The organism is Gorillibacterium sp. CAU 1737 (genome assembly GCF_039888655.1).
In the GTDB taxonomy this organism is placed as follows: domain Bacteria; phylum Bacillota; class Bacilli; order Paenibacillales; family NBRC-103111; genus Gorillibacterium.
On sequence record NZ_JBDQQO010000005.1, the window covers coordinates 48202 to 68950 of the forward strand.

20 protein-coding genes are annotated in these 20749 nt (G+C 47.3%); 14 read left to right on the top strand and 6 right to left on the bottom strand.

Going from position 1 to position 20749, the window contains the following annotated elements; genetic code table 11:
* Positions 1 to 73: 73 nt before the first annotated feature.
* The 10 genes from AAFN83_RS11910 (at position 74) to AAFN83_RS11955 (ending at position 12266) form a co-directional block, all read left to right on the top strand.
* Positions 74 to 1081 carry an AAA family ATPase gene (locus AAFN83_RS11910; protein ID WP_347769565.1) on the top strand — a complete coding sequence of 336 codons (1008 nt, stop codon included), beginning with the start codon at positions 74 to 76 and terminating at the stop codon, positions 1079 to 1081.
* An 11-nt stretch (positions 1082 to 1092) separates the two neighbouring features.
* Positions 1093 to 2361 carry a DUF58 domain-containing protein gene (locus AAFN83_RS11915; RefSeq protein WP_347769567.1) on the top strand — a complete coding sequence of 423 codons (1269 nt, stop codon included), beginning with the start codon at positions 1093 to 1095 and terminating at the stop codon, positions 2359 to 2361.
* Positions 2345 to 4777: a transglutaminase-like domain-containing protein gene (locus AAFN83_RS11920; protein WP_347769569.1), complete on the top strand. Its 2433-nt coding sequence runs from the start codon at positions 2345 to 2347 to the stop codon at positions 4775 to 4777. The genes AAFN83_RS11915 and AAFN83_RS11920 overlap by 17 nt, the downstream gene beginning before the upstream one ends.
* A 124-nt stretch (positions 4778 to 4901) precedes the next feature.
* Positions 4902 to 6440 carry a glutamine-hydrolyzing GMP synthase gene (gene guaA, locus AAFN83_RS11925; protein WP_347769571.1) on the top strand — a complete coding sequence of 513 codons (1539 nt, stop codon included), beginning with the start codon at positions 4902 to 4904 and terminating at the stop codon, positions 6438 to 6440.
* Between the two features lie 160 nt (positions 6441 to 6600).
* The gene (locus AAFN83_RS11930) at positions 6601 to 7545 is read left to right on the top strand and encodes a tyrosine-type recombinase/integrase (RefSeq protein WP_347769573.1); all 945 of its coding nucleotides are present in this window, start codon (positions 6601 to 6603) and stop codon (positions 7543 to 7545) included.
* Between the two features lie 617 nt (positions 7546 to 8162).
* The gene (locus tag AAFN83_RS11935) at positions 8163 to 8786 is read left to right on the top strand and encodes an Ntn hydrolase family protein (RefSeq protein ID WP_347769575.1); all 624 of its coding nucleotides are present in this window, start codon (positions 8163 to 8165) and stop codon (positions 8784 to 8786) included.
* On the top strand, positions 8776 to 9267 hold the full coding sequence (locus AAFN83_RS11940) for a hypothetical protein (RefSeq protein WP_347769577.1): 492 nt from the start codon (positions 8776 to 8778) through the stop codon (positions 9265 to 9267). The genes AAFN83_RS11935 and AAFN83_RS11940 overlap by 11 nt, the downstream gene beginning before the upstream one ends.
* A 27-nt stretch (positions 9268 to 9294) precedes the next feature.
* Positions 9295 to 9492, top strand: coding sequence for a hypothetical protein (locus AAFN83_RS11945; RefSeq protein WP_347769579.1), 198 nt, complete (start codon positions 9295 to 9297; stop codon positions 9490 to 9492).
* A gap of 64 nt (positions 9493 to 9556) precedes the next feature.
* Positions 9557 to 10756: a hypothetical protein gene (locus AAFN83_RS11950; RefSeq protein ID WP_347769581.1), complete on the top strand. Its 1200-nt coding sequence runs from the start codon at positions 9557 to 9559 to the stop codon at positions 10754 to 10756.
* Positions 10757 to 11267: 511 nt separating this feature from the next.
* The gene (locus AAFN83_RS11955; RefSeq protein WP_347769583.1) at positions 11268 to 12266 is read left to right on the top strand and encodes a hypothetical protein; all 999 of its coding nucleotides are present in this window, start codon (positions 11268 to 11270) and stop codon (positions 12264 to 12266) included.
* A gap of 369 nt (positions 12267 to 12635) precedes the next feature.
* Here the strand turns inward: AAFN83_RS11955 and AAFN83_RS11960 are convergent, their stop codons facing one another.
* The 3 genes from AAFN83_RS11960 to AAFN83_RS11970 are packed head-to-tail and all read right to left on the bottom strand — an operon-like array spanning position 12636 to position 14864.
* The gene (locus AAFN83_RS11960; RefSeq protein WP_347769585.1) at positions 12636 to 13448 is read right to left on the bottom strand and encodes a DUF5677 domain-containing protein; all 813 of its coding nucleotides are present in this window, start codon (positions 13446 to 13448) and stop codon (positions 12636 to 12638) included.
* A gap of 47 nt (positions 13449 to 13495) precedes the next feature.
* A complete protein-coding gene (locus AAFN83_RS11965; RefSeq protein ID WP_347769587.1) occupies positions 13496 to 14074 on the bottom strand; it encodes a hypothetical protein in 579 nt (192 codons plus the stop codon).
* A 13-nt stretch (positions 14075 to 14087) separates the two neighbouring features.
* Positions 14088 to 14864, bottom strand: a complete 777-nt coding sequence (locus AAFN83_RS11970) for a restriction endonuclease (RefSeq protein ID WP_347769589.1) — start codon at positions 14862 to 14864, stop codon at positions 14088 to 14090.
* 119 nt (positions 14865 to 14983) lie between these two features.
* On the opposite strand from AAFN83_RS11970, the gene AAFN83_RS11975 reads away from it, so the two are divergent.
* From AAFN83_RS11975 to AAFN83_RS11985, 3 genes are all read left to right on the top strand, one after another.
* Positions 14984 to 15382, top strand: coding sequence for a DUF6979 family protein (locus AAFN83_RS11975; protein WP_347769591.1), 399 nt, complete (start codon positions 14984 to 14986; stop codon positions 15380 to 15382).
* Positions 15383 to 15416: 34 nt separating this feature from the next.
* Positions 15417 to 16322: an AlbA family DNA-binding domain-containing protein gene (locus AAFN83_RS11980; protein WP_347769593.1), complete on the top strand. Its 906-nt coding sequence runs from the start codon at positions 15417 to 15419 to the stop codon at positions 16320 to 16322.
* Between the two features lie 192 nt (positions 16323 to 16514).
* Entirely contained in the window at positions 16515 to 16928 is a 414-nt protein-coding gene (locus tag AAFN83_RS11985) for a hypothetical protein (RefSeq protein WP_347769595.1), read from the top strand.
* A gap of 185 nt (positions 16929 to 17113) precedes the next feature.
* Here AAFN83_RS11985 and AAFN83_RS11990 read toward each other — a convergent pair whose 3' ends face one another.
* Complete coding sequence (locus AAFN83_RS11990; protein WP_347769597.1) at positions 17114 to 17596, bottom strand: GIY-YIG nuclease family protein; 483 nt, start codon at positions 17594 to 17596, stop codon at positions 17114 to 17116.
* A 391-nt stretch (positions 17597 to 17987) separates the two neighbouring features.
* On the opposite strand from AAFN83_RS11990, the gene AAFN83_RS11995 reads away from it, so the two are divergent.
* A complete protein-coding gene (locus AAFN83_RS11995) occupies positions 17988 to 18434 on the top strand; it encodes a hypothetical protein (protein WP_347769599.1) in 447 nt (148 codons plus the stop codon).
* A 62-nt stretch (positions 18435 to 18496) separates the two neighbouring features.
* Here AAFN83_RS11995 and AAFN83_RS12000 read toward each other — a convergent pair whose 3' ends face one another.
* Together AAFN83_RS12000 and rsgA are read right to left on the bottom strand one after the other, a co-directional pair.
* Positions 18497 to 19501 carry an aminoglycoside phosphotransferase family protein gene (locus tag AAFN83_RS12000; protein WP_347769601.1) on the bottom strand — a complete coding sequence of 335 codons (1005 nt, stop codon included), beginning with the start codon at positions 19499 to 19501 and terminating at the stop codon, positions 18497 to 18499.
* Positions 19498 to 20571, bottom strand: coding sequence for a ribosome small subunit-dependent GTPase A (gene rsgA, locus AAFN83_RS12005; RefSeq protein ID WP_347769603.1), 1074 nt, complete (start codon positions 20569 to 20571; stop codon positions 19498 to 19500). Before rsgA ends, AAFN83_RS12000 begins: the two co-directional genes overlap by 4 nt.
* Positions 20572 to 20749: the final 178 nt, after the last annotated feature.

Here is a 20749-nt window from a genome sequence, read left to right on the forward strand (position 1 = left end):
TTGACCCTGCAGGTGTAAGCTGCTAGAGGGATGGGAAAACTGGATCCTATCAAGCTACTTGCGGAGGTTATCCATGTCCATCCTATCCCATTCCAATCGTCCCCGTCCCTTCGAGACCCCGAGCGACCCCGAGCGGCTGGTGGAATCGCTCCTGAGCAATGTTGAGCGAGTGCTCATCGGCAAGCGGAAGACCGTTAAGCTTTGTGTGGCTGCTATGCTGGCCCGAGGGCATGTCCTCATTGAGGACGTTCCCGGCACAGGAAAGACGCTTCTCGCCAAAGCGCTGGCTCGCTCCTTGGATTGCAGCTTCTCTCGCATTCAGTTCACGCCCGATCTGCTTCCGGCGGATGTAACCGGTGCGTCGGTTTATCATCCCGTGCGTCATGACTTCGCGTTTCGCAAAGGACCGCTGTTTGCCCATGTGGTGCTGGCGGACGAATTAAATCGAACCCCGGCACGGACACAAGCTGCCTTGCTCGAAGCCATGGAGGAACGCCAAGTTACGGCTGATGGAACCTCCTATGCGCTCCCGGAGCCCTTCCTGCTTTTGGCTACTCAGAATGCGATGGGAGGAGAGGGGGCATATCCGCTGCCCGAGGCGCAACTGGATCGTTTCCTGCTGCAGGTGAGCCTGGGGTACCCGACTCTCCGGGAAGAAGCGGACATTCTCGGCCGACAAGGAAGCGGCATGGCCTCGGTTGATCGTCTTCGGCCTGTCCTTCTTCGCGAGGAGCTTCTGGCTCTGCAAGAGCAGGCAGCCCGTATCCATGTCGACGAAGCGCTGTGCGAGTACATTGCCCGCCTGTCCGAGGCAACGCGAAGCCATCCGGACGCGAAGTGGGGAGCAAGCCCGCGGGCTTCCCTCGCCCTGTTAAGAGCGGCGAAGGCACATGCCTTCCTGAGCGGCCGATCCTATTTGCTGCCCGATGATGTCAAAGAGATGGTGCTCCCCGTTCTCACGCATCGGATGGTTCTGACGTCGGCAGCCCGCTATGCGGGAAGACGCTCCGAAGAGCTTGTCAGTGAGGTCGTTGACCGAACGCCTATCCCGGGGTTGCAAAAGCGGGGCGGACGCTCATGAGGGAGGCGGGTATGGGACGTTACCGGCTGTTTGTTACCTTCGCCCTGTTTGAAGGGGCTGCCCTTGCGCTTAGTCTGGTTCGAGGCGGCTTTGTCCCTTGGTTTTTGGCTGGAAGCATCGGGTTGCTTTTGTCCTATGCTTTCTTCGTTCCGGCTTGGGGCTTGCGGAAGGCAAGCTGCGAAATGATCGTGCCTGTGGAGCGAGCGACCGCAGGGGAATCCGTCCAGGTGAAGCTGGAGCTGTCTCTGAATAGCTGGATTCCCCTCGCCTGGCTGGTCGTGCGCGGCCAATGGACGGATCCCGCGGGGCAAGTTCGCTATCGCTCTTCCCGGCTCTTGTACCCGGGCCGAAGGCAGAGGGTCGGCTTTCGCTACCGGATTGATGATTTGGAGCGTGGCCTGTTTCAACATGAGGACGTCGAGTTGATCGCCGGTGACCTCTTTGGCCTTCTTACCTTAACCAAGCGCTTGCCGGTAGCCCAGCAGCTTGCGGTGTTTCCGGCACCCCTGGAGATTGCCGAACCGGATCGGGGAAGCGGCTCGTCGCCGAATGATTCAGGTGGGACGAGAGGACCGGAAGGAACTTATCGCTCAGGGGCGATTCGAGAGTATCGGCCGGGTGATCCGCTTCGGGTTATCCACTGGTTGGCGACGGCTCGAACCGGCACCCTCATGGCCGCCGAGGGGGAGCCGGACGACGGAGGGCCGGTGTTTCTCCTGCTGGATGGACGGCAGCCGGAACGCTTTGAGCTCGCCGTTCGTGTCATGGCCGGGCTGATGAAACGGGCTTCGGGACAAGGGAGGACATTTCGCTTTGCTCGATTGGCCCAAGCAGGCACGGAGGAGGGGAGCATCACCTCCAAGGAATACCCTCCAGGGCGGCTGGAGGAGGCGTTCTTTGAGCTCGCCGCTTTATCCCTGCCCTCTTCCCTGCCTATTGGGGAAGGCGCAAAGGAGTTGGGAGCGGAAGGGCTTGGTATGGAGAAGAGGGAGTTGGTCGCTGAACGCTCCTCCAGGCAGGGGAAACCCCTTGCGGGAGTACCGTCAGGCGTGTCCTTGACCCTCATCACGGCTAACCCGGATCGGAGGCTGGCGGCGTGGTGCGAGATGTGGAGTGAGCGCCAGTGCCGAGTCACGGTGATCGATGTTCAGGAAGGAGCAGCAAGTCAGGAGGGGGATCGATTCGAACGAGTCGAGGACTTCCGGAGGATCGGATGCTCGTACTATGCGATAGCCGCGCAGGCAGCGGAAAGCGGGGTCTCCCATGGCACGAGTGCTTGAGCGGCAGCTTCGCAGCGCGGAGCTGACCGAATCCGTGGAAGAGTCTGCCGATCCTCGCGTAGGGTTGGGGATGCGGCTGTTGTATGCCGCGCTTGTCTGGGCGCTCCTGCGCGAAGGGCTCGGGATCGTGCTCCAGGTGACCGAGATGAGCGAGGTGTTTGACCCGGGTTGGTTTTACGCCGGGATGGCGTTCGCGCTCCTCGCCGCCGCCCTGCCGCTTCCGCTCCTGCTTCGGTGCCTTGTCGCGTTTGCGGCGAGCTTATTCGTTGCCGGCGAGCTGTTCTATGGCGGAGCTTACCCGGGCTTCGATGCCGCTTCGGATTTCTGGAGCCAACTGCTCATTGATATCCAGCTTGCGAGCGCGGGGGGCTGGAGCGACGTCGGGCTCATGAGCCGGACCTTCGCGTTCCTGCTGGGCTGGATGGCGCTTGCGGCAGTCATCCTCTGGCTCGTGGAATACAGCCGCCCGCTCTGGCTTGCCCTCGCGGTCATGGCCGGCCTGCTGCTCGCGAATGCCGCCGCCGGACTTCCGTCCGCCCCCGGCGTGATTCGCACGCTGGCCATCGGCCTGCTGTTCGCCGCCTTGCATCGGCGCAGCACCCTGGGCCTGCTGCATCACGAGCAGGGAACGGACCTGCCGCAAGCGGGTTCGGCCCGTTGGCTGGCCTGTGCGATGCTTCTTGCCGCTCTCTGCGCCGGAGCAGGGAGCGCCGCCGCCTACCAGAAGCCAGCGGCTCCCGAGCCTCTCGACTGGAGCCGTCTGCTGGAGGCCCTCCACGGCTCCTCTGCTTCCGATCCATCCGCGGCTCAAACGGGCTTCAGCCCGGATGCTTCTCGCCTTGGAGGGCCGCTTGAGCCGGACACCAGTGTCGCCTTTACGGCGCGGGTATCCCAGCCCGTCTCTTGGCGCGGCGTGAGCAAGAGCCGCTATACGGGCAGCGGCTGGGACTCGCCGGAGCCGCCTGGCTATGCCTCCGTCCCGGAGTTTGCGAAGGAGGAATCTGGAGCGCGGTTGCTCGTCCAAGATGTGGAGCTCGCTGTTCCGGCACGCGGCGCCTTGTTTACCGGCGGAGAAGCGGCCGCGCTCCAAATGATAGAGGGGGAGCGCGGCGAGCCTTACCCGTTTGCCCGGCTCTCGCGCTCCCCCTTGAGCGGGGACGTTCAAGTCGAGGGAGCGGGGCCGCTTCGCTACCGGGCCGTGACTCGAGTACCCGAAACCGACCCGGAACAGCTGAGGGTTAGCGCAGGAAGCATTCCGGCGGATATTCGAGAGGCCTATTTGGCACTGCCGGACAGCCTCCCCGATCGTGTGCGGCAGTTGGCTCACGAGGTGTCCGGCCAGGCGAGTACGGCCTATGAGAAAGTCAATGCCATGAAGGACTATCTGGCTTCCCGCTACACCTATAGCTTGGATGCAACCGCGCCGCCGAACGGAACGGATTTCGTCGATTATTTTCTGTTCGAGGAGCCGGGGCGGAGGGGGTATTGCGATTATTTTTCGTCAGCGCTTGCCGTGCTGCTTCGAGCGGAAGGCATACCTACCCGTTATGTACGCGGCTTTGCTCCCGGTGAGTGGAGCGCGGTTCAGCCGAATTCATCGGATACAGGGACGATGGACTTCAAGGGTTTATCGGCGCTAGCGATTGGCGGACAAGCCGTATCCGGCGAACGAAGGCAAACGGAGTCGGCAGATCTGCCTTATCAGGTAACGGTACGAAACAGCGACGCTCATTCCTGGGTGGAAGTATACTACGCCGGAATCGGCTGGGTCCCTGTCGACCCCACACCAGCACGGGCGGGCGGAATACTTCCATCCGCTGATGCAGCAGAACGGACGGGCTTTCCTTGGATGCACCAGGTGCAGAAGGCTTTCGAGACGGCAAAGGAACACGTGACGGAGTTCCTTTCGGCGCTGCTTATTGAGGGGTACCTCTTCGCCAACCGAATGGGAGAAAAGCTGGATACTCTGGCAGCGGCCCGAACAAACCGCATGATCGCCGGAGTTGCCTTTGCAGTAGGGATTGCACTTCTGTTCTGCTATCGCTCCATCCGCAAGCGCAAGCCTCATAAACTTGAGCCGCTTCCGCGTTCCTTTTTCACAAATAGAACGGATGAGGTCCGAACCTCCCGAGAGCTCCTGCACGCCTGGAAAAGAATTCACCGCCGCTACGGCCCGCAAGCCAAAACGGAGACCTTCCGTGAATACGTTCACCGCTTGGGTACTTTGCCTGAACCGCCGGGGGATGCACTTGCGGAGCTGCTCGAGCTTACGGAGTACGAACTCTATGCAGAAGGCCCTCCCCGTCGAAGCGCACCAAGGCGATCGGTTCGACTCAGCCGTGAACGAAAAGCGTCCGTCCCCCGATTCTTTCGATGGCGTCAGGCCGCAGGGAAAAGCCCCGAATCTCGGCTCTGATGCGGCGGTACATGGCGGCCCCCTTCCTTGACGGGTCGAGGGAGGTCAACTATAATAGGCTCAATTTGAGACAGAGCATTTGGCGTTCAAGCCATGTGCAAACTTGAGAAAGCGGGGCCCAACCTTGAGTAAACCGAATGAAATCGTCGTCGTGCTGGATTTTGGCGGTCAGTACAATCAATTGATCGCCCGTCGGATCCGTGATCTTGGCGTGTACAGCGAACTGCTTCCGTTCAATACCCCCATCGAAAAGATTCGCGAGCTCGCTCCGAAGGGAATCGTCTTCTCCGGCGGTCCTTCCAGCGTATACGAAGAAAATGCGCCGAAGGTGGATCCGGCGGTCTACGAGCTTGGCTTGCCCATTCTCGGTATTTGCTACGGCATGCAGCTGATGGCCGAGCAATTGAGCGGTAAAGTCAGCCCCGCCGAGAAGCGGGAGTATGGCAAGGCCATGGTGGACTTCGCAGACGTTTGCCGCCTGACCGAAGGCTTGGACAAGCAGCAACAATGCTGGATGAGCCACGGCGACAAGGTTACGCTGCTGCCGGAGGGCTTCTCCGTCACGGCTAGCACCGAGCACGCTCCGATCGCCGGGATGGCCAACACGGACAAGAATTTCTTCGCCGTGCAATTCCACCCGGAGGTTCGCCACTCGGTTTACGGGAACGAGCTGATCCACAACTTCCTGTACCGCATCTGCGGCTGCACCGGAGACTGGAACATGGGGACCTTCATTGAGGATGCCGTTCGCGAAATCCGCAATCAGGTCGGAGACCGCAAGGTGCTCTGCGCCTTGAGCGGCGGGGTGGATTCCTCCGTCGTGGCGCGCCTGATCCACAAGGCAATCGGTGATCAGCTGACGTGTATGTTCATCGACCACGGTCTGCTGCGCAAGGGCGAGGCAGACGGGGTGATGGAGACCTTCGTCGGAAAATTCGACATGCACGTGGTGAAGGTCGACGCGCAAGAGCGCTTCCTGGGCAAGCTTACGGGCGTTAGCGACCCGGAACAGAAGCGGAAGATCATCGGCAACGAATTCATCTATTCATTCGACGAGGAGTCGGCCAAGCTGGGCAGCTTCGATTTCCTCGCTCAAGGGACCCTTTACACCGATATCGTCGAGAGCGGAACGGCAACGGCTCAAACGATCAAGTCGCATCACAACGTCGGCGGCTTGCCGGAGGACATCCGGTTTGAGCTGATCGAGCCGCTCAAGACATTGTTCAAGGACGAAGTCCGCAAGGTCGGCTCCGAGCTGGGTCTGCCGGATGCCATCGTATGGCGTCAACCGTTCCCAGGCCCGGGCCTCGCGATCCGCGTGCTTGGCGAAGTGACGGAGGACAAGCTGGAGATCGTTCGGGAGTCGGACGCCATCCTGCGCGAAGAGATTGCGAAGGCAGGTCTTGAACGCGAAATCTGGCAGTACTTCACCGCCCTGCCGGGCATGAAGAGCGTTGGCGTCATGGGAGACGCTCGCACCTACTCCTACACCGTCGGCATCCGCGCCGTAACCTCCATCGACGGCATGACCGCCGATTGGGCACGCATCCCGTGGGATGTGCTGGAGAAGATTTCGGTCCGCATCGTCAACGAAGTAGAGAACGTCAACCGCGTGGTGTATGACATCACCTCCAAGCCGCCCGCTACGATCGAGTGGGAATAGGCTGGGCAATTTTGATGTCATCAATCGCTTGGAAGCCTTTATACATAAGGGTTTCCAGCGTTGAATGCATTAAAATCCATCGTACACCTGCAACAATATAGTGCAAAAAAATTACTCTCTTTTATTTGCGTTGTTTAGCAAATTGAAGGGAGTATTTTTTATGACAAAGATCAATGAACTGATTGACGATTTCAGGATAAACCAAGAAATCCAAGGCAGAGTAAAGAAGTACGTAGACCTGTGTATGTTTCGACTACACAGATGGGAAAGTTTTATTGTAAATGGATTGGGCATTACGGAAGTCGAGGATGTGACATCTCTCCACATCAAAAAGTACATACAAGATCGTCAAAGTGTCGGCAGCGAATCGAACAGTACGATCAATAACAACCTTGCTACTTTAAAGGTTTTCTTTCAGTATTTGGTGGACGAAGAGTTCATTAACGAACAGGATAATCCTCTACGCAAGATTCGAAATCTCAAAGAAGAGAAGAAAGTCATTGTTACGTTCAATGACGATGAAGTGTCTCGAATAATTAATGATCTGAAGGAAGAAACATATTCTAATGTTCGTGATAAGCTAATTCTTATTTTTCTCTTTGATACGGGAATTCGTGCTTCTGAATTGTGCAGCATCAAGAACGTTGATGTTGTCAGAAGGCATATTCTTATTCATGGCAAAGGTTCAAAGCAGCGCTTGGTCTATATCAGCAATATCATGCGAAAGTACATGAGGAAGTACGAGGAATTGAAACGGGAGCGCTTTAAGAAAAAGCTACTGGAAGAAGTGGAGGATTATTACTTCCTTGACCAATCCGCTGTGAAATTATCTCGTTCCCGCATAAACAAGATTCTGAAAGAACACTGTACAAATGCTGGTGTCAGAAAAGAAGTTAGGTGTTCCCCGCATGATTGCCGTCATTATTTTGCTCAGAAGCAGCTACGGAATGGTATTGACGTATACAGCCTGAGTAGGCTGATGGGGCATTTTGATACGCAAATAACCTCGAAATATTTACGGGGCTTGGAACAGGATGATGTCTTGCAAATAGGACGTTTGCATAGCCCGTTGAATGGGCTGAAAATAAGACATGCTTCAACGTAGGGCAAATGATAGCGACCCTCCCAGTTGTAGTAATGAAGACCTCGTTAGAAATTGCCTTCAGAGCGCTTCTAGCCTTCCTGCACGCTTTTGAAAGTCAGTATATATAACAACGAGGGGAAGGGTTCCAAGCCGATTATAGAGGAATCCAGACACGGTTAAAATATTGCTATGACTAATTGCTTGCCTTCATAAAATTTATGTATCGGAAACCTAAGAATCTGTTTTTAGATCAAGAAAACTCAATAAGTATTTAGGGAAATGGTAATAATTGACAAAAAAAGTTTTTGTGTTATACTAGTTCTAGTGGTGAAGGAGCCTTCCTGTCTAGGAGATTCCTTCTTAATGCGCAGAAGCGAGGGAGACAATGTCTCTTTCGCTTATTTGCGTTGCAGATTTATGAAAATATATTGGGGGTTTTCAAAAATGGAGAGAGATTTAAGGGAGTATTACAGATTAACAAGATTAGAGAAACGAATAAGACTTAGAGAGTTAGCGGAATACCTAGGTTGTCACATCGGGTCAATCAGCCACTACGAAAATGGCAGATACGGAATGTCTGAAGACAAGATCAATAAATACAAAGAATTTATCGATGCATATGAAAGGAGTGAAGCGAAATGAGTCTATGTGTAGCACTAAACAATCCAAGTAATTTCGTAATTATCGCAGGTGACGGACGAATCTCAAAAGGTGGGGTTATCGTTCGAGATGACCGTAGGAAGATGACTAAGCTGACGGAGCATATTTCTATCTTCATCAGCGGCGCTCAGGATTACTGCGAACAATTGCGTTCAATGGTTGCAGCACAAGTGAACGAGCGGACATGCATTCAAGAATTGGGCTTGATCGTTCAGAAGGCAAGCATCGAGGTGCAGGAGCGCTTTGAAGAAGACTATCCTGATTACCTTGAAGTAATGCCAGGATTCGGAGCGCTGGCAACGGTCATTGCTTATTATGACAAGACGACGAATGAGAGCGGCGCACTTGAATTTTGTGTAACAGATGGCTTCAGACCAAATGATTCAAGGGATTCAATCCTGAAGGTACGAGGTGTGGAACGTGAAAAGGTCTTCGCATACATGGGAAGCCAGTTCGACCCTAGCAACATTATTGAAGGCGTGTTCGGCACGTTTAAATACATCAACAGCCAAACGGACGATGTAGGCGGCACGATTACCTTGCACGTGATCAGCGCAAAGGGGACAGACGCTTACGAATGGAGGACTTCAAATGAATCTTAAAAAATATCGGCAGCTAAACCTAGGCGTAAATGTTCAAATGGGCGCTAACGCTACATTGTCTTGGGGACAAGTGACCAATCAGCCGACAGCGGCAGCGCTTGGCGGTCTGATGGCTAATTCTACAAGGCTGACTTACATTGACGGCAACGGCATCTATTCAGGAATTATTTCGGCTGATCAAATCATTGCAGGGAAGATTAAGGCAGAGAACATCGACACGACTAACCTTGCAGCACAGAAGGTGTATCAGCGGGGGTATCCTGCGAATTACGCTCAAATCGGCGGTGCTTACGGCGATCTCCAGCTTCACTACAACGGCGGCAACTACTTCACAATCTATAACGGCATCGATCATGTATCGCTTATACATAACGGGAATGCACGATTGACGTTTTCCGATGCGTCAAATGCAACGGTTGCCGATGGCACTTGGGACTTTTCAAACGCTACCGTAAAGGGCATTACAGCCGTATTCGGCTAAAGCAGCGAACATAAGGAGAGATAATACATGGTTAACGATAAAGATTACTTCTATTGCTACTCAATGAAACTGTTCAAGTTTCTTCGCATGGATAGAGGGATTAGCTACATTTGTTCAGGGCTGCATGAAAAGACATTTCAGAAGTTTTGGCAGTTCAAGCGAACAGAAGATATGAATAAAGCGTTGGTAGAGTTCAGTCAGCGTCACTATGACGCTGGCGAGTAAATAAGGTTTCATAGCTTCAGTGTTAAATTACATTAGTGTTAAATTACAAGGAGAAGTGGTTTATATGTACAAACAGTCAGAGACGAAAGAAAAATATATTGGGTTCCCAATGAAGATGAATGCCTACGCACATGAAGGCTTATTTATTATGCAGAAAGATGAAGACGCTTTCTTGCTTTATTTCATTTTGGGCAAACTGTCGCAAAACTATTGGACGTGGGGCAGCCTTGAAACAACGGTTGTCACACTAAGCAAGCAATTACGGATTAAGAATAAAGAGAGCGACAACAGGAATGAGATTAAACGCTTGTTGTTGGTCTTGCACGATAGAGGATGGATTAAGATTACCTTCGATGAAGAATCGTTCAAATACGATACGCTTCTGACTATTTCTATGGTGGATTTGGACAGTCCGCACGTCATGGAGAGTGTTGGCAGCGACAATTACAATCATCTTGGTTGGGTGAAGGTAAAGCAAGAGATGTATGACGCTTGCAATGGTAACGCTAGGCATTTCAGAGCCATGATCTACACTGAATGGCGCTTCTTCAGAGGTCAAGAGAATCAAGGCAAATATCGTACTTCGCTGGATGAATGGGAAAAGGTATTGGACATATCCCATGTAACGGCGGTTAAGTTGTTTGAAAAGCTTGATGAATTGAAATTGTTAGACAAGCATCGTGGAGCAATGTACAAAGACGCAAGCGGCAAGGTAAAGCGTGAAACCAATCAATATTCCGTTGTGAGCGAAGACGAACGCCAAGAGCGCAAGGAAGAAGCTAAGTACGATCAGTATTCATTCGCACACCAGCACAACATAGACGTTCAAGCAGGGGTTGCCCAATTGGACGGAATAGACCCAAAATGCGAAGGTACGAATGTCTACAAGACAGGTAAGAAAGACCTTCTTGGCAAAAAGGAATATTGGATTTGGATGGTAACGGAGTATGTAGATACAAGGCTTCACTTGGAGAAGCGCTTTAATGCGTTCAAGAAGGCAAGACCTGACCTGTACGCTAATGTTGAGCGTGAAGGCAAGGCATATATCAAGGAAAAGGATGAACGTAAGAGTAGAAAGCCTTTACCAACCTATGACCCTACTTGGGCTGACTATGATGAAGATGCTGGCAAGCCAACATTTGCGGAAGCGAAGGCAAAAAAAATGGCAAGAGAAGCAGAGCAAGAAGCGCAGAATCGTTTCAATGCCATGTTGGATGATGATACACCATCGCAAGAGGAAGAAGAATATGCACTACCATTCTGATGGTATTCAATATGACTGATAGCTGAGTGACGGGTAGTCTTTCACTACCCTTATTTGCTGTTTCAAATATAAGGTCTTATAACACTTCATGAAATGACTAAGTATAGTTTCGAGTCAAATCTGACACAGTTTTATTCTCAGGAGTATAATTTCGTGTCAAATTTGACTTCGTTTTACACTCAGGCAAGTTTAATTCTTGGTCAAATCTGACACGGGACTATACAGTATAAACCAAAGAACTAGAGAAAGAAAAAAACCTACCTATAAACCCTTTTGGTGAGGTTGGGTGGGTTTTCGCTTCCGCTCCCTGAAGGTCAAAACCAGTCGCTTCGCTCCTCGTGCCGCAAGCGGCAATCCTGCATCCACGATTACTGTAGTTTAATGTAGTACTTTCTTGATACAATTGTATTACATCTTGCCGTTGAAGGCTTCAACAGGTATCGGCATTACAGAGAACGAATTATTTGCAACCTTATTTGTCCAAGAAATTAAAAGGAGGTAATTGATTGAAATGAAAATAAAGATGGAAAACTGTCCTATTCCAATTCTTTGGCTCGATACGAATGTAGTTATTGATATGACCAAATATAGAGAGAACGTAGAGTTAAACGATCTGCAAAGAGATAGAGTGTCGAAGTTAATTGATGTCATCTACCAGAAAACAAGGTCAGGAAAGCTATTGTATGTCGAAGGAGATCAAGATGAAGAAATAAATAGCTTGAATAGCGAAGCGCATAAGACACAGTCTTTTCTATCAATGGGAATTAAGTTCCAGTATAGAAAGGCAATTCATGATGAACAGTTATATGCCTTTATGGATGCATATATAAATAAACAGGATACAGTCATATTAGACTATAGAGATGCGTTCTATAGTGATCCAGTCGAGGAGGTAAGGGATAGGAACAGTGGTCCTCTTAATGGGTTAATAATATCTGTTCATGGTGAAGTTACAGAGAAAGAAATACGAGAAAGGACCAATCGTAAACAAGTTATACTTGAACAGTTTAATGAATTAAGACAGATCCTTGTTGCTTCAGGAGTTACATATGAACAGCAGCTTCAAAAGGAATATACAGGTATCATTCAGGCATGCAGAGCGGTTATGGATAAAATAAGCGATAAAGTAGGTAATGGATTGATGATTACTACAGAGGACATTGATCAACTATCAATTATCACTGAACTAGGAGCCATGTGGGGGCAACTATCTGGTAGCGCTGAGGGGCTTGTAGACTTTCTTAAATCCGATTGTTATAAGGAAATACCACATATAGACATAGGGTGTAGGTTGTTAGCTAAGATTGTCACTAGTATAACTCCAGTTGTGTCTGGCGATTCTATGGATGTAAATCATATAAGCACTGTCCTTCCTTACTCTGATATTGTTGTTACTGATCGTAAGATGAAAAATAGAATTGTTCAACTTGGTATTGATAAAAAGTACACTACCAAAGTCTTATGTCTAAACGATATAGACGAGATTCTAATTGAACTTGAAAGGCTGTAGAGTTGTTTTCTTAGTCTATATATTATGATTGTAGAACATGTGTTAAACAGAGAAAACCCTGTTAAACACATGTTCAAACAGTTGCTCCTCCTGTCTAGACAGTAACGTTTCAAATAGCATGTTTGGGGTGTGAAGCAGAAATCAAACATCTGTTGGTTTTTACTAAGGGAAAACAGGTCTCGATAGAAATCACACTCCTTATTGCTTGGTGATGGCATCTGTAGACTGCCGCTTGTAAAGAACATCGTTAGGTTATTACATTCTACAGTGGTAATTACAAATAGAATAGGCACATTCACGTTAAGTCCTTAACGGTAGCTGGTGAATGTGCCTTGGTTACATGAAATCCGAGTTTTATGTAATCATGAACTATTCTGATTCAGTTGATTCTTTAATGAATAATGCCAATTTGGCAAGGTCCTCCTTATATTCCTCACGTATCATGTGTTCATACGATTTTGACAGGTACTGCATTACTTTGATGAATGATAAGCCATAAATTGTTTTAGCCCAATGAATTGTCTTTTCTCCTAGTTTTTCATCAGTTCTTGATAGACTCATAGTGAATACGAGTTGATTGGAGTATTCTTCAAGAAATTTTGTCCTGTATATTTCTAAGCTAGAAGGGTCAGAATGTTCAAATTGACTTCCTTCACGATAGAATTGAGCATAGCTTCCAAATAGAATAGCGCTTTGTTTTGCAAGATGGGCTACGCTTAAAGGGCGTGTATCATATTCGTTTTTACTTTTATCATAATAACCATTGTCCTTTAGTGTTTTTTTCCATTCTTTTATCTTTGTATTTAGGTCAACTGGTGCTTCAATCCAACCTTTACGAACAGCATATTGAATGTTTTTTAAGAATGATAGTTCAGACTTAACAGGTTGAAACATATAGTCCTTATAGTGTTTTCGGTTACCAGTATCATTCATTAAGTATTCAATTAGCATGTAATTATTTAGCTGCGATCTGAAAAGAACAATTGCTTCCTCATTCATGTTGGCTTCCGATAGCAATAAAACACTTTCCAATAAATTCGTTTGCTTTGCATATAGGGTCATAATCTCTCGGACATGTTCATGTTCCTTTTGGACAATAAAACTCTCACCTTCAAGCAAAAATTTTTTGGATACTTCCGAAATAATAAATCGTGTTTTCGTAATTTCTTCATCTTTGTTCAATTTATCACCTTCCTCGGAAACTTTGTTGTAAAAAAGTCAGTCTTTGTCTACAGATTTTTTTGTTCTTCCCAAGCCATATACTGAATCAGTGATGAAGGGAAGAACATTCTGTCATTGTATTTACGATTGTTGAATTTGCGTAGTCTTTTCTTAATAAACTTGCTTACTTCATCCAGTCTAATATGTAGGCAGTCCTGACGAGGACTCTCTTGTTCTCTAGAAAATAGAATTTTAGCTACTAAAAAATCTTCAATTTGTGTAACTGGATTGTTCTCAATCTGTGAAACATAGTCCATATAGTTAGGTGATATTCCAAATCTAGCTATTGCTTTTTCGAGATGTCGGCGTCTGTAAATTCGATTCGCATCAAATCCCCCTGTTTTAACTTCACATATTACAGCAATTCGTTTATTTATATCCAGGTTTTTGAAAATGTTATGATCATCCCAATCATTCGTTTGACCACCAACTTCTTCATATACATAGGGTAGCCTTATAGCAAGTAAGTCTGAATCTGATGTTCGTTCTGTTCCTGTGGGAGACGAATGTAGAACAAAATTATCAATAATAAAAAAACCATTGAAACGTAAATACCAATAAACTATCTCTTCGCCATAGTTAAGCATCTTTACACCTCAATTAACGCTGATGATCATAGCAGTATATTCGACCATTAAATCGCTTCGGATTGGATAGGCAATATTCCTTGACCTTATTCGTAACAGGCTTACCACATCTTGCACAAACGAATAAATCCTCGTCTTGTTTATGATTAGCAGAAAGCGGTGCAGTAGCATTTTGATCGACCTGTTCTGGTTCCTTAACAGCGATAGTCTGTGCTGCATTGACATTCGCCATCTGCTCGATCAAAACCTCTCTGTCCCACAGTTTAACACCAAGGCGTTTCGCACCGTCACGTGCTTGCTCAGTGAAGCTGCTGTTGGTGATTACCCATGCTTCATGGCAACCATAAACATCCTTGCTTGTATAGCTTTGTTGAATCGCTTCATAGCCCACATTCTTCTTCCAGCGCTTGGCTTGTACAACGACCTTCTTCGTCGCTGACGATAGAATAAGATCAGCGCCATAGTCCCCTTTGCCACCAGTTCGCTTTACCTGCCAACCCTGACGTTTGAAGAACTGTTCAAGATATCGTTCGAACATCGTACCGCTCATCTTATCGATTTCATGGATGTTGGCTTTCTTTAGCTTCTCTTGAACGTAGTAGATACGAAAGCCAATGCTAACGGCAAGCATGATGATAATGATGACCAGAAGGGGGTTCAGCCACGCACCGCCTAAAGACGCTCCATACTTGCTGAAGGTGATGTTGTAGGCTAGTAGAAATGCACAGCCAACTGCGAGTTGCATTGCTAGATCAACGAATGTAGGGTCTTTCTTGCGTCTTCTTGCCAAAATCTGTACCTCGATTCTGTTGGGATATGTTAGGATGTATATAGGTAATTATAACCATCTAATTAGAGCGATGGAAGAAATCACTTACGAATGTTGATAGATTTAGGAGTTGGATGTCGATGAATAGATACGGTGAGGTGGCAGTTAATGCAGTCCGCTCTATTTTGAGTGGAGAAGACGTACACCCTCTGATTGCATGGAAGAAAGCAGCGGCGGTAGCATTTGGTGAAGGGACTTGGGCGCAGCGAAAAGGATGTCCTAAGAATGCCTTCCTTGGTCTTTGTGAGGAAGGTTTAGTTCGAGGTATTGCTAGTGGCAGTTATATAGAAAAAAGTGGCTCTTTAAAGAATAAGGGCTATGCAGTTCAGGCTATCGAGGTATTGAAGGGGAGACCTGCATTATCTGAGGACAAGCTTGCTCTGTGGAGAGTGGTTATGCATGGTAATGAGATGTCACATAATTCACAGATGGATGTAGTGCTGGCGTTGTGGAATAAGCAGCTTATTATTTCTCAATAACTGAATATTAAATGAGTTTAGAGGAGAGACATTAATGGTACAAGATGAAATATTAAGGCTAATAAGCAAAGAAGAAGGATACGATATTGAATTTAAGGAGTCGTTGTCAGGACTACAGTCGGAAGACATGGTTGCGTTTGCCAATTCAATGGCAGGTGGCACAATTCTAATTGGTGTCAGAGACGACAAAGACGAAAATGGTAGGCAGGTTGGAAAGATAATTGGCTGTGAAGTAGGAGATAAAGGAAGATTAACAATACTTGATAAAGCTAACAGTTGTCGACCGCCAGTAAATGTGGAGATTAGTAGTTCAGACTTCGATGGGAAAAGTATATATATTATTGAGATCAGATCGGGAGAGTTCAAACCCTATTGTACTAATAGTGGCACATATCGAATTCGTGGGGATGGTCAGAAGCGTTCATTATACCCTAATGAACTTCTTTCATTATTTATGGAAAGTGAAAAGAATAAGTTTATGAATAGTTTTAAGGATGCAACACGAGAGCTGGAGGAAAACTTACATACGACAAGAGAATTGCTACTAAAGGAGACCTCGGGTATGGTACAACGTCTTCACGACTTTGATAAGAGTATGACTAGTATGTTAGATGATATTTACTCTAGCGCAGATAATGCGGACAATAATTCAAGTAGTGTCGAAAGCACAGTTGGAAATATCGAGAGTACAGTAGATGAAATATGGGGAGTATTATTTGGGGTGGCGTATCTGTTGCCAAGGATCGATAGTAATTTAAAAAACCAGCGTGATCAAACCTTTGATCCAAAACCATTTATAACTGAATCGTTCAATAGATTTACTTCAAGGTTAGGTTCTTCTAAATGGCTCATTAATAATCAGAAAAATGTTTTAAAAAAATTATTCCCTGATGTAAGTGAACAAGAACTTAATAAATTATTTCAAGGATTGGATGTATAAATATTCAATCAGATTGAATAGATATCAAAATCAACTTAGTTTTTTATAGATTAATATAATGTCCCAAAATTGGTCTTTTGCGACATTAGCGTTTTTTAAGGGAAATAGAATGATTAACATCTAGTAATAATGCGCAAACATGCATTTTTATGCAGTTCCCAATTAAAATAATGCTGTAGGGATGTGATGAGTATGATCAGGTATGATCAGAAAAAATGTGAACAATTGATTTCACAAATGCTGATCGAACAGGGCTTTTTAATTACACGTACTTCGTCTGACCTGCCTAAATACAGTATACAAGCTATTAAAGGTGATAAGAAGGTTTATATCTTGGTTAGACATTTAGAATTTGATAACGCCTATAATGAATCAATACTGCCTTATCAGGTATATAAAATTCAAGCATTTAATGATGATGAAGAAAAAAATAAGGGAAGACATTCATTACATTTTGTAGTTGGGTATAATTTCAGAGATACTAGCTTCGCTTGTGTCCCAATCGATGAATTTTTTGATAAACGAAGCACAGTTGTTCATCAGAGAGAAGGGTTGAGAGCAGTCTATTATAACAATTGGAATGCTCTTAAAGAATATGTTGTATGACCTTGTTACCTTCTGCGGAGGGCTTTTTTGTTTTGTATCGATAGGTAGGGGGATGGTTTCTAGTCATTAGAACAAGGTGGATTTCAATAAAGGGGTAGGCACTACAGTAGCACGAAGGAGAGTTTATTTTATCTTACACCTGTACCGAACAGCCACAAGCATTCAAGTGGCTGCTTTAATAGATATCAATAGAAGCGAATCTGTTTATTCAAAGCTGGTTTTAATGAATTAATTAGGTATAATTCGAAAATCATTCGGTCAATGTCAAAGGGGACAAAGAATCCTTTTACCACAACTTGTTCTTCATGAATTAAGCTATATATCTGATGATGGTAAATTAACCTGTTCCTTAACATATATGTTTGACCAACATAAAGCGGCTTCTTGTTGTCGAAGGCACAATAGACTATGCCACCTTGAAATACATCATCTAAACGGAAGACTCTAGAACCAGTTGTACAGAAATGGAATTCTGGTATAAATAAAGACAAAGCTTCAAGCGGAGCAATACTTTTTTTACGAATGCATTCCACATAAAGTTTTAGCTTACGTTCGTAACTTTCATCTATGATAATTTCGTTTACAGCAAGTGTTCGATAACCTTTTGAATCTCTAGTTTGCATATACCAGTCATCTTCGTCATTACTCTGATGTGGTATGTTCTTCATGAATCCTACCTCCTTATTGTATTCTCCCTACTTGTTTCTTGATTTTTGAATCAGCATGTATGTCCCATAAACCAGAATAGTAAAGATGCATCCAAGAATGAAGGAGATGCTTGGCATTGTTATCACCACCTTTCATTATCGACTGGGTGGCTATTTACCAATGACCCTTCTTGCGGCTTTGTGCGAAGCTTTGTAGAATATGTTCGATCTCTTTCGTTCCTTGTCTAAATATTCTACGGTAATGTCCATTAATGGGTAGCCTTTACGAAGTTCGGTAAGTAGATTTCGAATCTCGTTGGCAACAACATTAAAATGATGCTTCCGAAACGTGATCAGGAGGAATTTTATATTCACAGCCACTCTATTATTCATTGAGAGGAGAAACTCCACTATGTCAGATGTGGTAGTGAAGGTAATCCCCAAAGACCCTGAGTTTGTCCCGAGTGAAACGAGTTTAGGCTTGGTACAAGAATGGATAAAACTCAACGTAAGTAACGAAGAAACAAAGTACATGCTGACGGATGAAGTCCGTTTTATCGATCAAGGTGAGAATTTCGAGAGCATCTGTTGCCCCTTTTGCTTAAACCGGATTGATCTTGAATGGTGGAGTGAACAAATGGACCGGGCTTCCGAAACGGCCTTTCATCAGTTAAGCGTGGTTACTGAATGCTGCAGTAAAGCGACATCATTAAATGACCTCAACTATAAGTGGAACGCTGGATTTTCACGGTTCTCAATTGAAATACGGAACCCTCAAGACGAATTGAAAATCGAACACACAGAATATTTAGAGCAATTGATGGGTTGCCCAATTCGTAAAGTCGTTGCGTATTATTAGGCAAGTGATGAAAAAGAAACTCCGAAATCCCGCCAACGTTTCAGGGATTTCGGAGTTCTTTTTTACTTGTTCTTCATTTCATAGACTTGTTGGAGAGTTCGGAGGGCATTCTTCTTCTCGACCTCGTCCTCTGCGTGGAGATACGACTCCACAAGACGATATCCGAAGACAATCAGGATCATTTCGTAGACGCAATGCTCCTCGACCGGAGGGACATCCGCATATTCCGAAAATCCCTTGTAATACGCAGGAACACAGCGATGGTAGTAGTCGACCATGAGATCGACACCCGTTTCATCCGCAATCAGGCTTGCTAGATCTTCACCCAGGTAGCCCCATCCGCTGGTATCCCAGTCGAGGACAACGATTTTTCCGCTCGTATGGATCAGGTTGGCCACCCAGAAGTCCCGGTGGCAGAGCACGAGGGGCAATTGTTCAATGCGGGAGAAGATCTCGTCCGAGTTCTCGTCAATGGCAATGAGCATGTCCCGCAAGTGCTTCGGGATTTCACAATCCTCCGAGCGAATGTAGTTGTAGACGAGAGGCCAGGACCGGTAATGCAGATACGTCTTTTTCATGAGATCCGCATAGCTCAGGTTGGTCAGGCTCTGCAGTACGGGTGGCTGCTCGGCAAACAGCTTGCCTTGATACCGTCCTAATTCCAGCGCGGCCTGTTCATACATGTCACCGGTTAAGGCTAAACTGGATACGCCATCTACGTATTCCAGCCACAGGTGGAATTCCGTTTCCTCTTCGTTCATTTCGGCGTGATAACAGGTCGGCCAGCGGAGATCATCCAAGAACGTGGACTCTAAGTCAGATGCATAGAGATCATATTCCCGACGCCATGAGTTCGGATCGGCGTAGCGTTCCCATTTCGTCTGGACTTTTAGAACAACACGGTAGGGCAATGGCTTTCGATCAGCGGTTTCGGCTGTCCCCGTTACCAGGAATACACTTCCCACAGTCCCGCCATGTAACGGTACGGTTTGGTAATCGGCAGAGACGATATTCGTTTTAAACAGTTGGCTTAATGCAGAGATCAGTGCTTCTATTTTGATATTCATTTATTGGATCCTCCGTTTTTCTTCGTTTGTTTGTTCTTCATGGCAATCGATTTGGTTCGAGCTCTCTTTTCGATGAGATAGCTCGTTTTGTTATGGACAAAGTTGTTCTCCCCCTGCTGGATAACGTAACGCTCCCACCGTTCACGAGGTAACGAACCATCGGCAAGAGCAGCGAGAACGGCACAGCCCGGCTCGGCTTGATGGCGGCAATCGCTAAATCTGCATTGCGCAACCCATTGCTCTACATCGGCAAAGCCCGCCCGGATGCCTTCGTCTGCATCAAACAGTCCAAGCTCTCGCATACCTGGCGTATCCATCACCATCGCCCCGGAGGGGAGCATGAACAGCTGACGGTGCGTCGTGGTATGTCGCCCCCGACTGTCAACCTCTCGGATCCCCTTAACCGTCATGACGTCCTGTTCCATCAACGCATTGAGCAGAGATGATTTTCCGACACCAGACATGCCGAGAAAGACGACCGTCTTCCCTGGCATCAAGTATGCACCCAGTTCGCTCAACCCCAGGCCTGTGTGACTGCATACGGCGTGAACAGGCACATCCGGTGTGCTTTGTTTGACTTCGGCGAGCGGGATATTGAAATCTTCTACGAGATCCGCCTTGGTCAGAATGATGACCGGCTGGCCGCCGCTCTGCCTAGCTTGGGTCAGATAACGCATGATGCGGTTGATCTTGAAATCCCAATTCAGAGAGGAAACGATAAACACATAGTCAAAGTTGGTCGCGACGACCTGTTCCAAAATGGTTTTGGCATAGCCCGTGGCATGGCCTGCGTAATCCGCGCGAGAAAACTTGGAGCGGCGGGGCAATACCGTGACAATGAGCGAATCTCCGCTCTCGTTGTAGCGCAGCAGGACAAAATCACCGACACACGGAAAGTCTTCCCGTGATTCTACGCTGTGATAGAATGCACCTTTGAGCACAGCGGTTACCTCGCCTTGCTCGGTGATGACCGTGAACCGATCCCGCTGAAGTTCTGTAATTCTACCGGGTATTAACCCGTTTGGAACGGCTTCTATTTCTTTGTAGCCATAGGTTTTCAAATCAATCATGCTTTTGGTTAGCTCCTCATCCTGTTGTTTTTTTGGACGCAAAAATGCCGCGGACAAGCAGCCTCATAAGAAGCTGCTGTCGCGCGGCATTCGGACACAACTAGATACGACCTTCATCGTATCCCGCAAACAGCAATATTCACGAAAGGTTACTTTGGCTGGCATACCAAATAAAACG

Coding starts and splice junctions, on each gene's coding strand:
- AAFN83_RS11945 (WP_347769579.1), top strand. CDS start 9,295: ATGGTTAACGATAAAGATTACTTCTATTGCTACTCAATGAAACTGTTC.
- rsgA (WP_347769603.1), bottom strand. CDS start 20,571: ATGATTGATTTGAAAACCTATGGCTACAAAGAAATAGAAGCCGTTCCA.
- AAFN83_RS12000 (WP_347769601.1), bottom strand. CDS start 19,501: ATGAATATCAAAATAGAAGCACTGATCTCTGCATTAAGCCAACTGTTT.
- AAFN83_RS11980 (WP_347769593.1), top strand. CDS start 15,417: ATGGTACAAGATGAAATATTAAGGCTAATAAGCAAAGAAGAAGGATAC.
- AAFN83_RS11995 (WP_347769599.1), top strand. CDS start 17,988: ATGTCAGATGTGGTAGTGAAGGTAATCCCCAAAGACCCTGAGTTTGTC.
- AAFN83_RS11965 (WP_347769587.1), bottom strand. CDS start 14,074: ATGCTTAACTATGGCGAAGAGATAGTTTATTGGTATTTACGTTTCAAT.
- AAFN83_RS11920 (WP_347769569.1), top strand. CDS start 2,345: ATGGCACGAGTGCTTGAGCGGCAGCTTCGCAGCGCGGAGCTGACCGAA.
- AAFN83_RS11990 (WP_347769597.1), bottom strand. CDS start 17,596: ATGAAGAACATACCACATCAGAGTAATGACGAAGATGACTGGTATATG.
- AAFN83_RS11985 (WP_347769595.1), top strand. CDS start 16,515: ATGATCAGGTATGATCAGAAAAAATGTGAACAATTGATTTCACAAATG.
- AAFN83_RS11910 (WP_347769565.1), top strand. CDS start 74: ATGTCCATCCTATCCCATTCCAATCGTCCCCGTCCCTTCGAGACCCCG.
- AAFN83_RS11915 (WP_347769567.1), top strand. CDS start 1,093: ATGGGACGTTACCGGCTGTTTGTTACCTTCGCCCTGTTTGAAGGGGCT.
- AAFN83_RS11930 (WP_347769573.1), top strand. CDS start 6,601: ATGACAAAGATCAATGAACTGATTGACGATTTCAGGATAAACCAAGAA.
- AAFN83_RS11950 (WP_347769581.1), top strand. CDS start 9,557: ATGTACAAACAGTCAGAGACGAAAGAAAAATATATTGGGTTCCCAATG.
- AAFN83_RS11935 (WP_347769575.1), top strand. CDS start 8,163: ATGAGTCTATGTGTAGCACTAAACAATCCAAGTAATTTCGTAATTATC.
- AAFN83_RS11975 (WP_347769591.1), top strand. CDS start 14,984: ATGAATAGATACGGTGAGGTGGCAGTTAATGCAGTCCGCTCTATTTTG.
- AAFN83_RS11940 (WP_347769577.1), top strand. CDS start 8,776: ATGAATCTTAAAAAATATCGGCAGCTAAACCTAGGCGTAAATGTTCAA.
- AAFN83_RS11955 (WP_347769583.1), top strand. CDS start 11,268: ATGAAAATAAAGATGGAAAACTGTCCTATTCCAATTCTTTGGCTCGAT.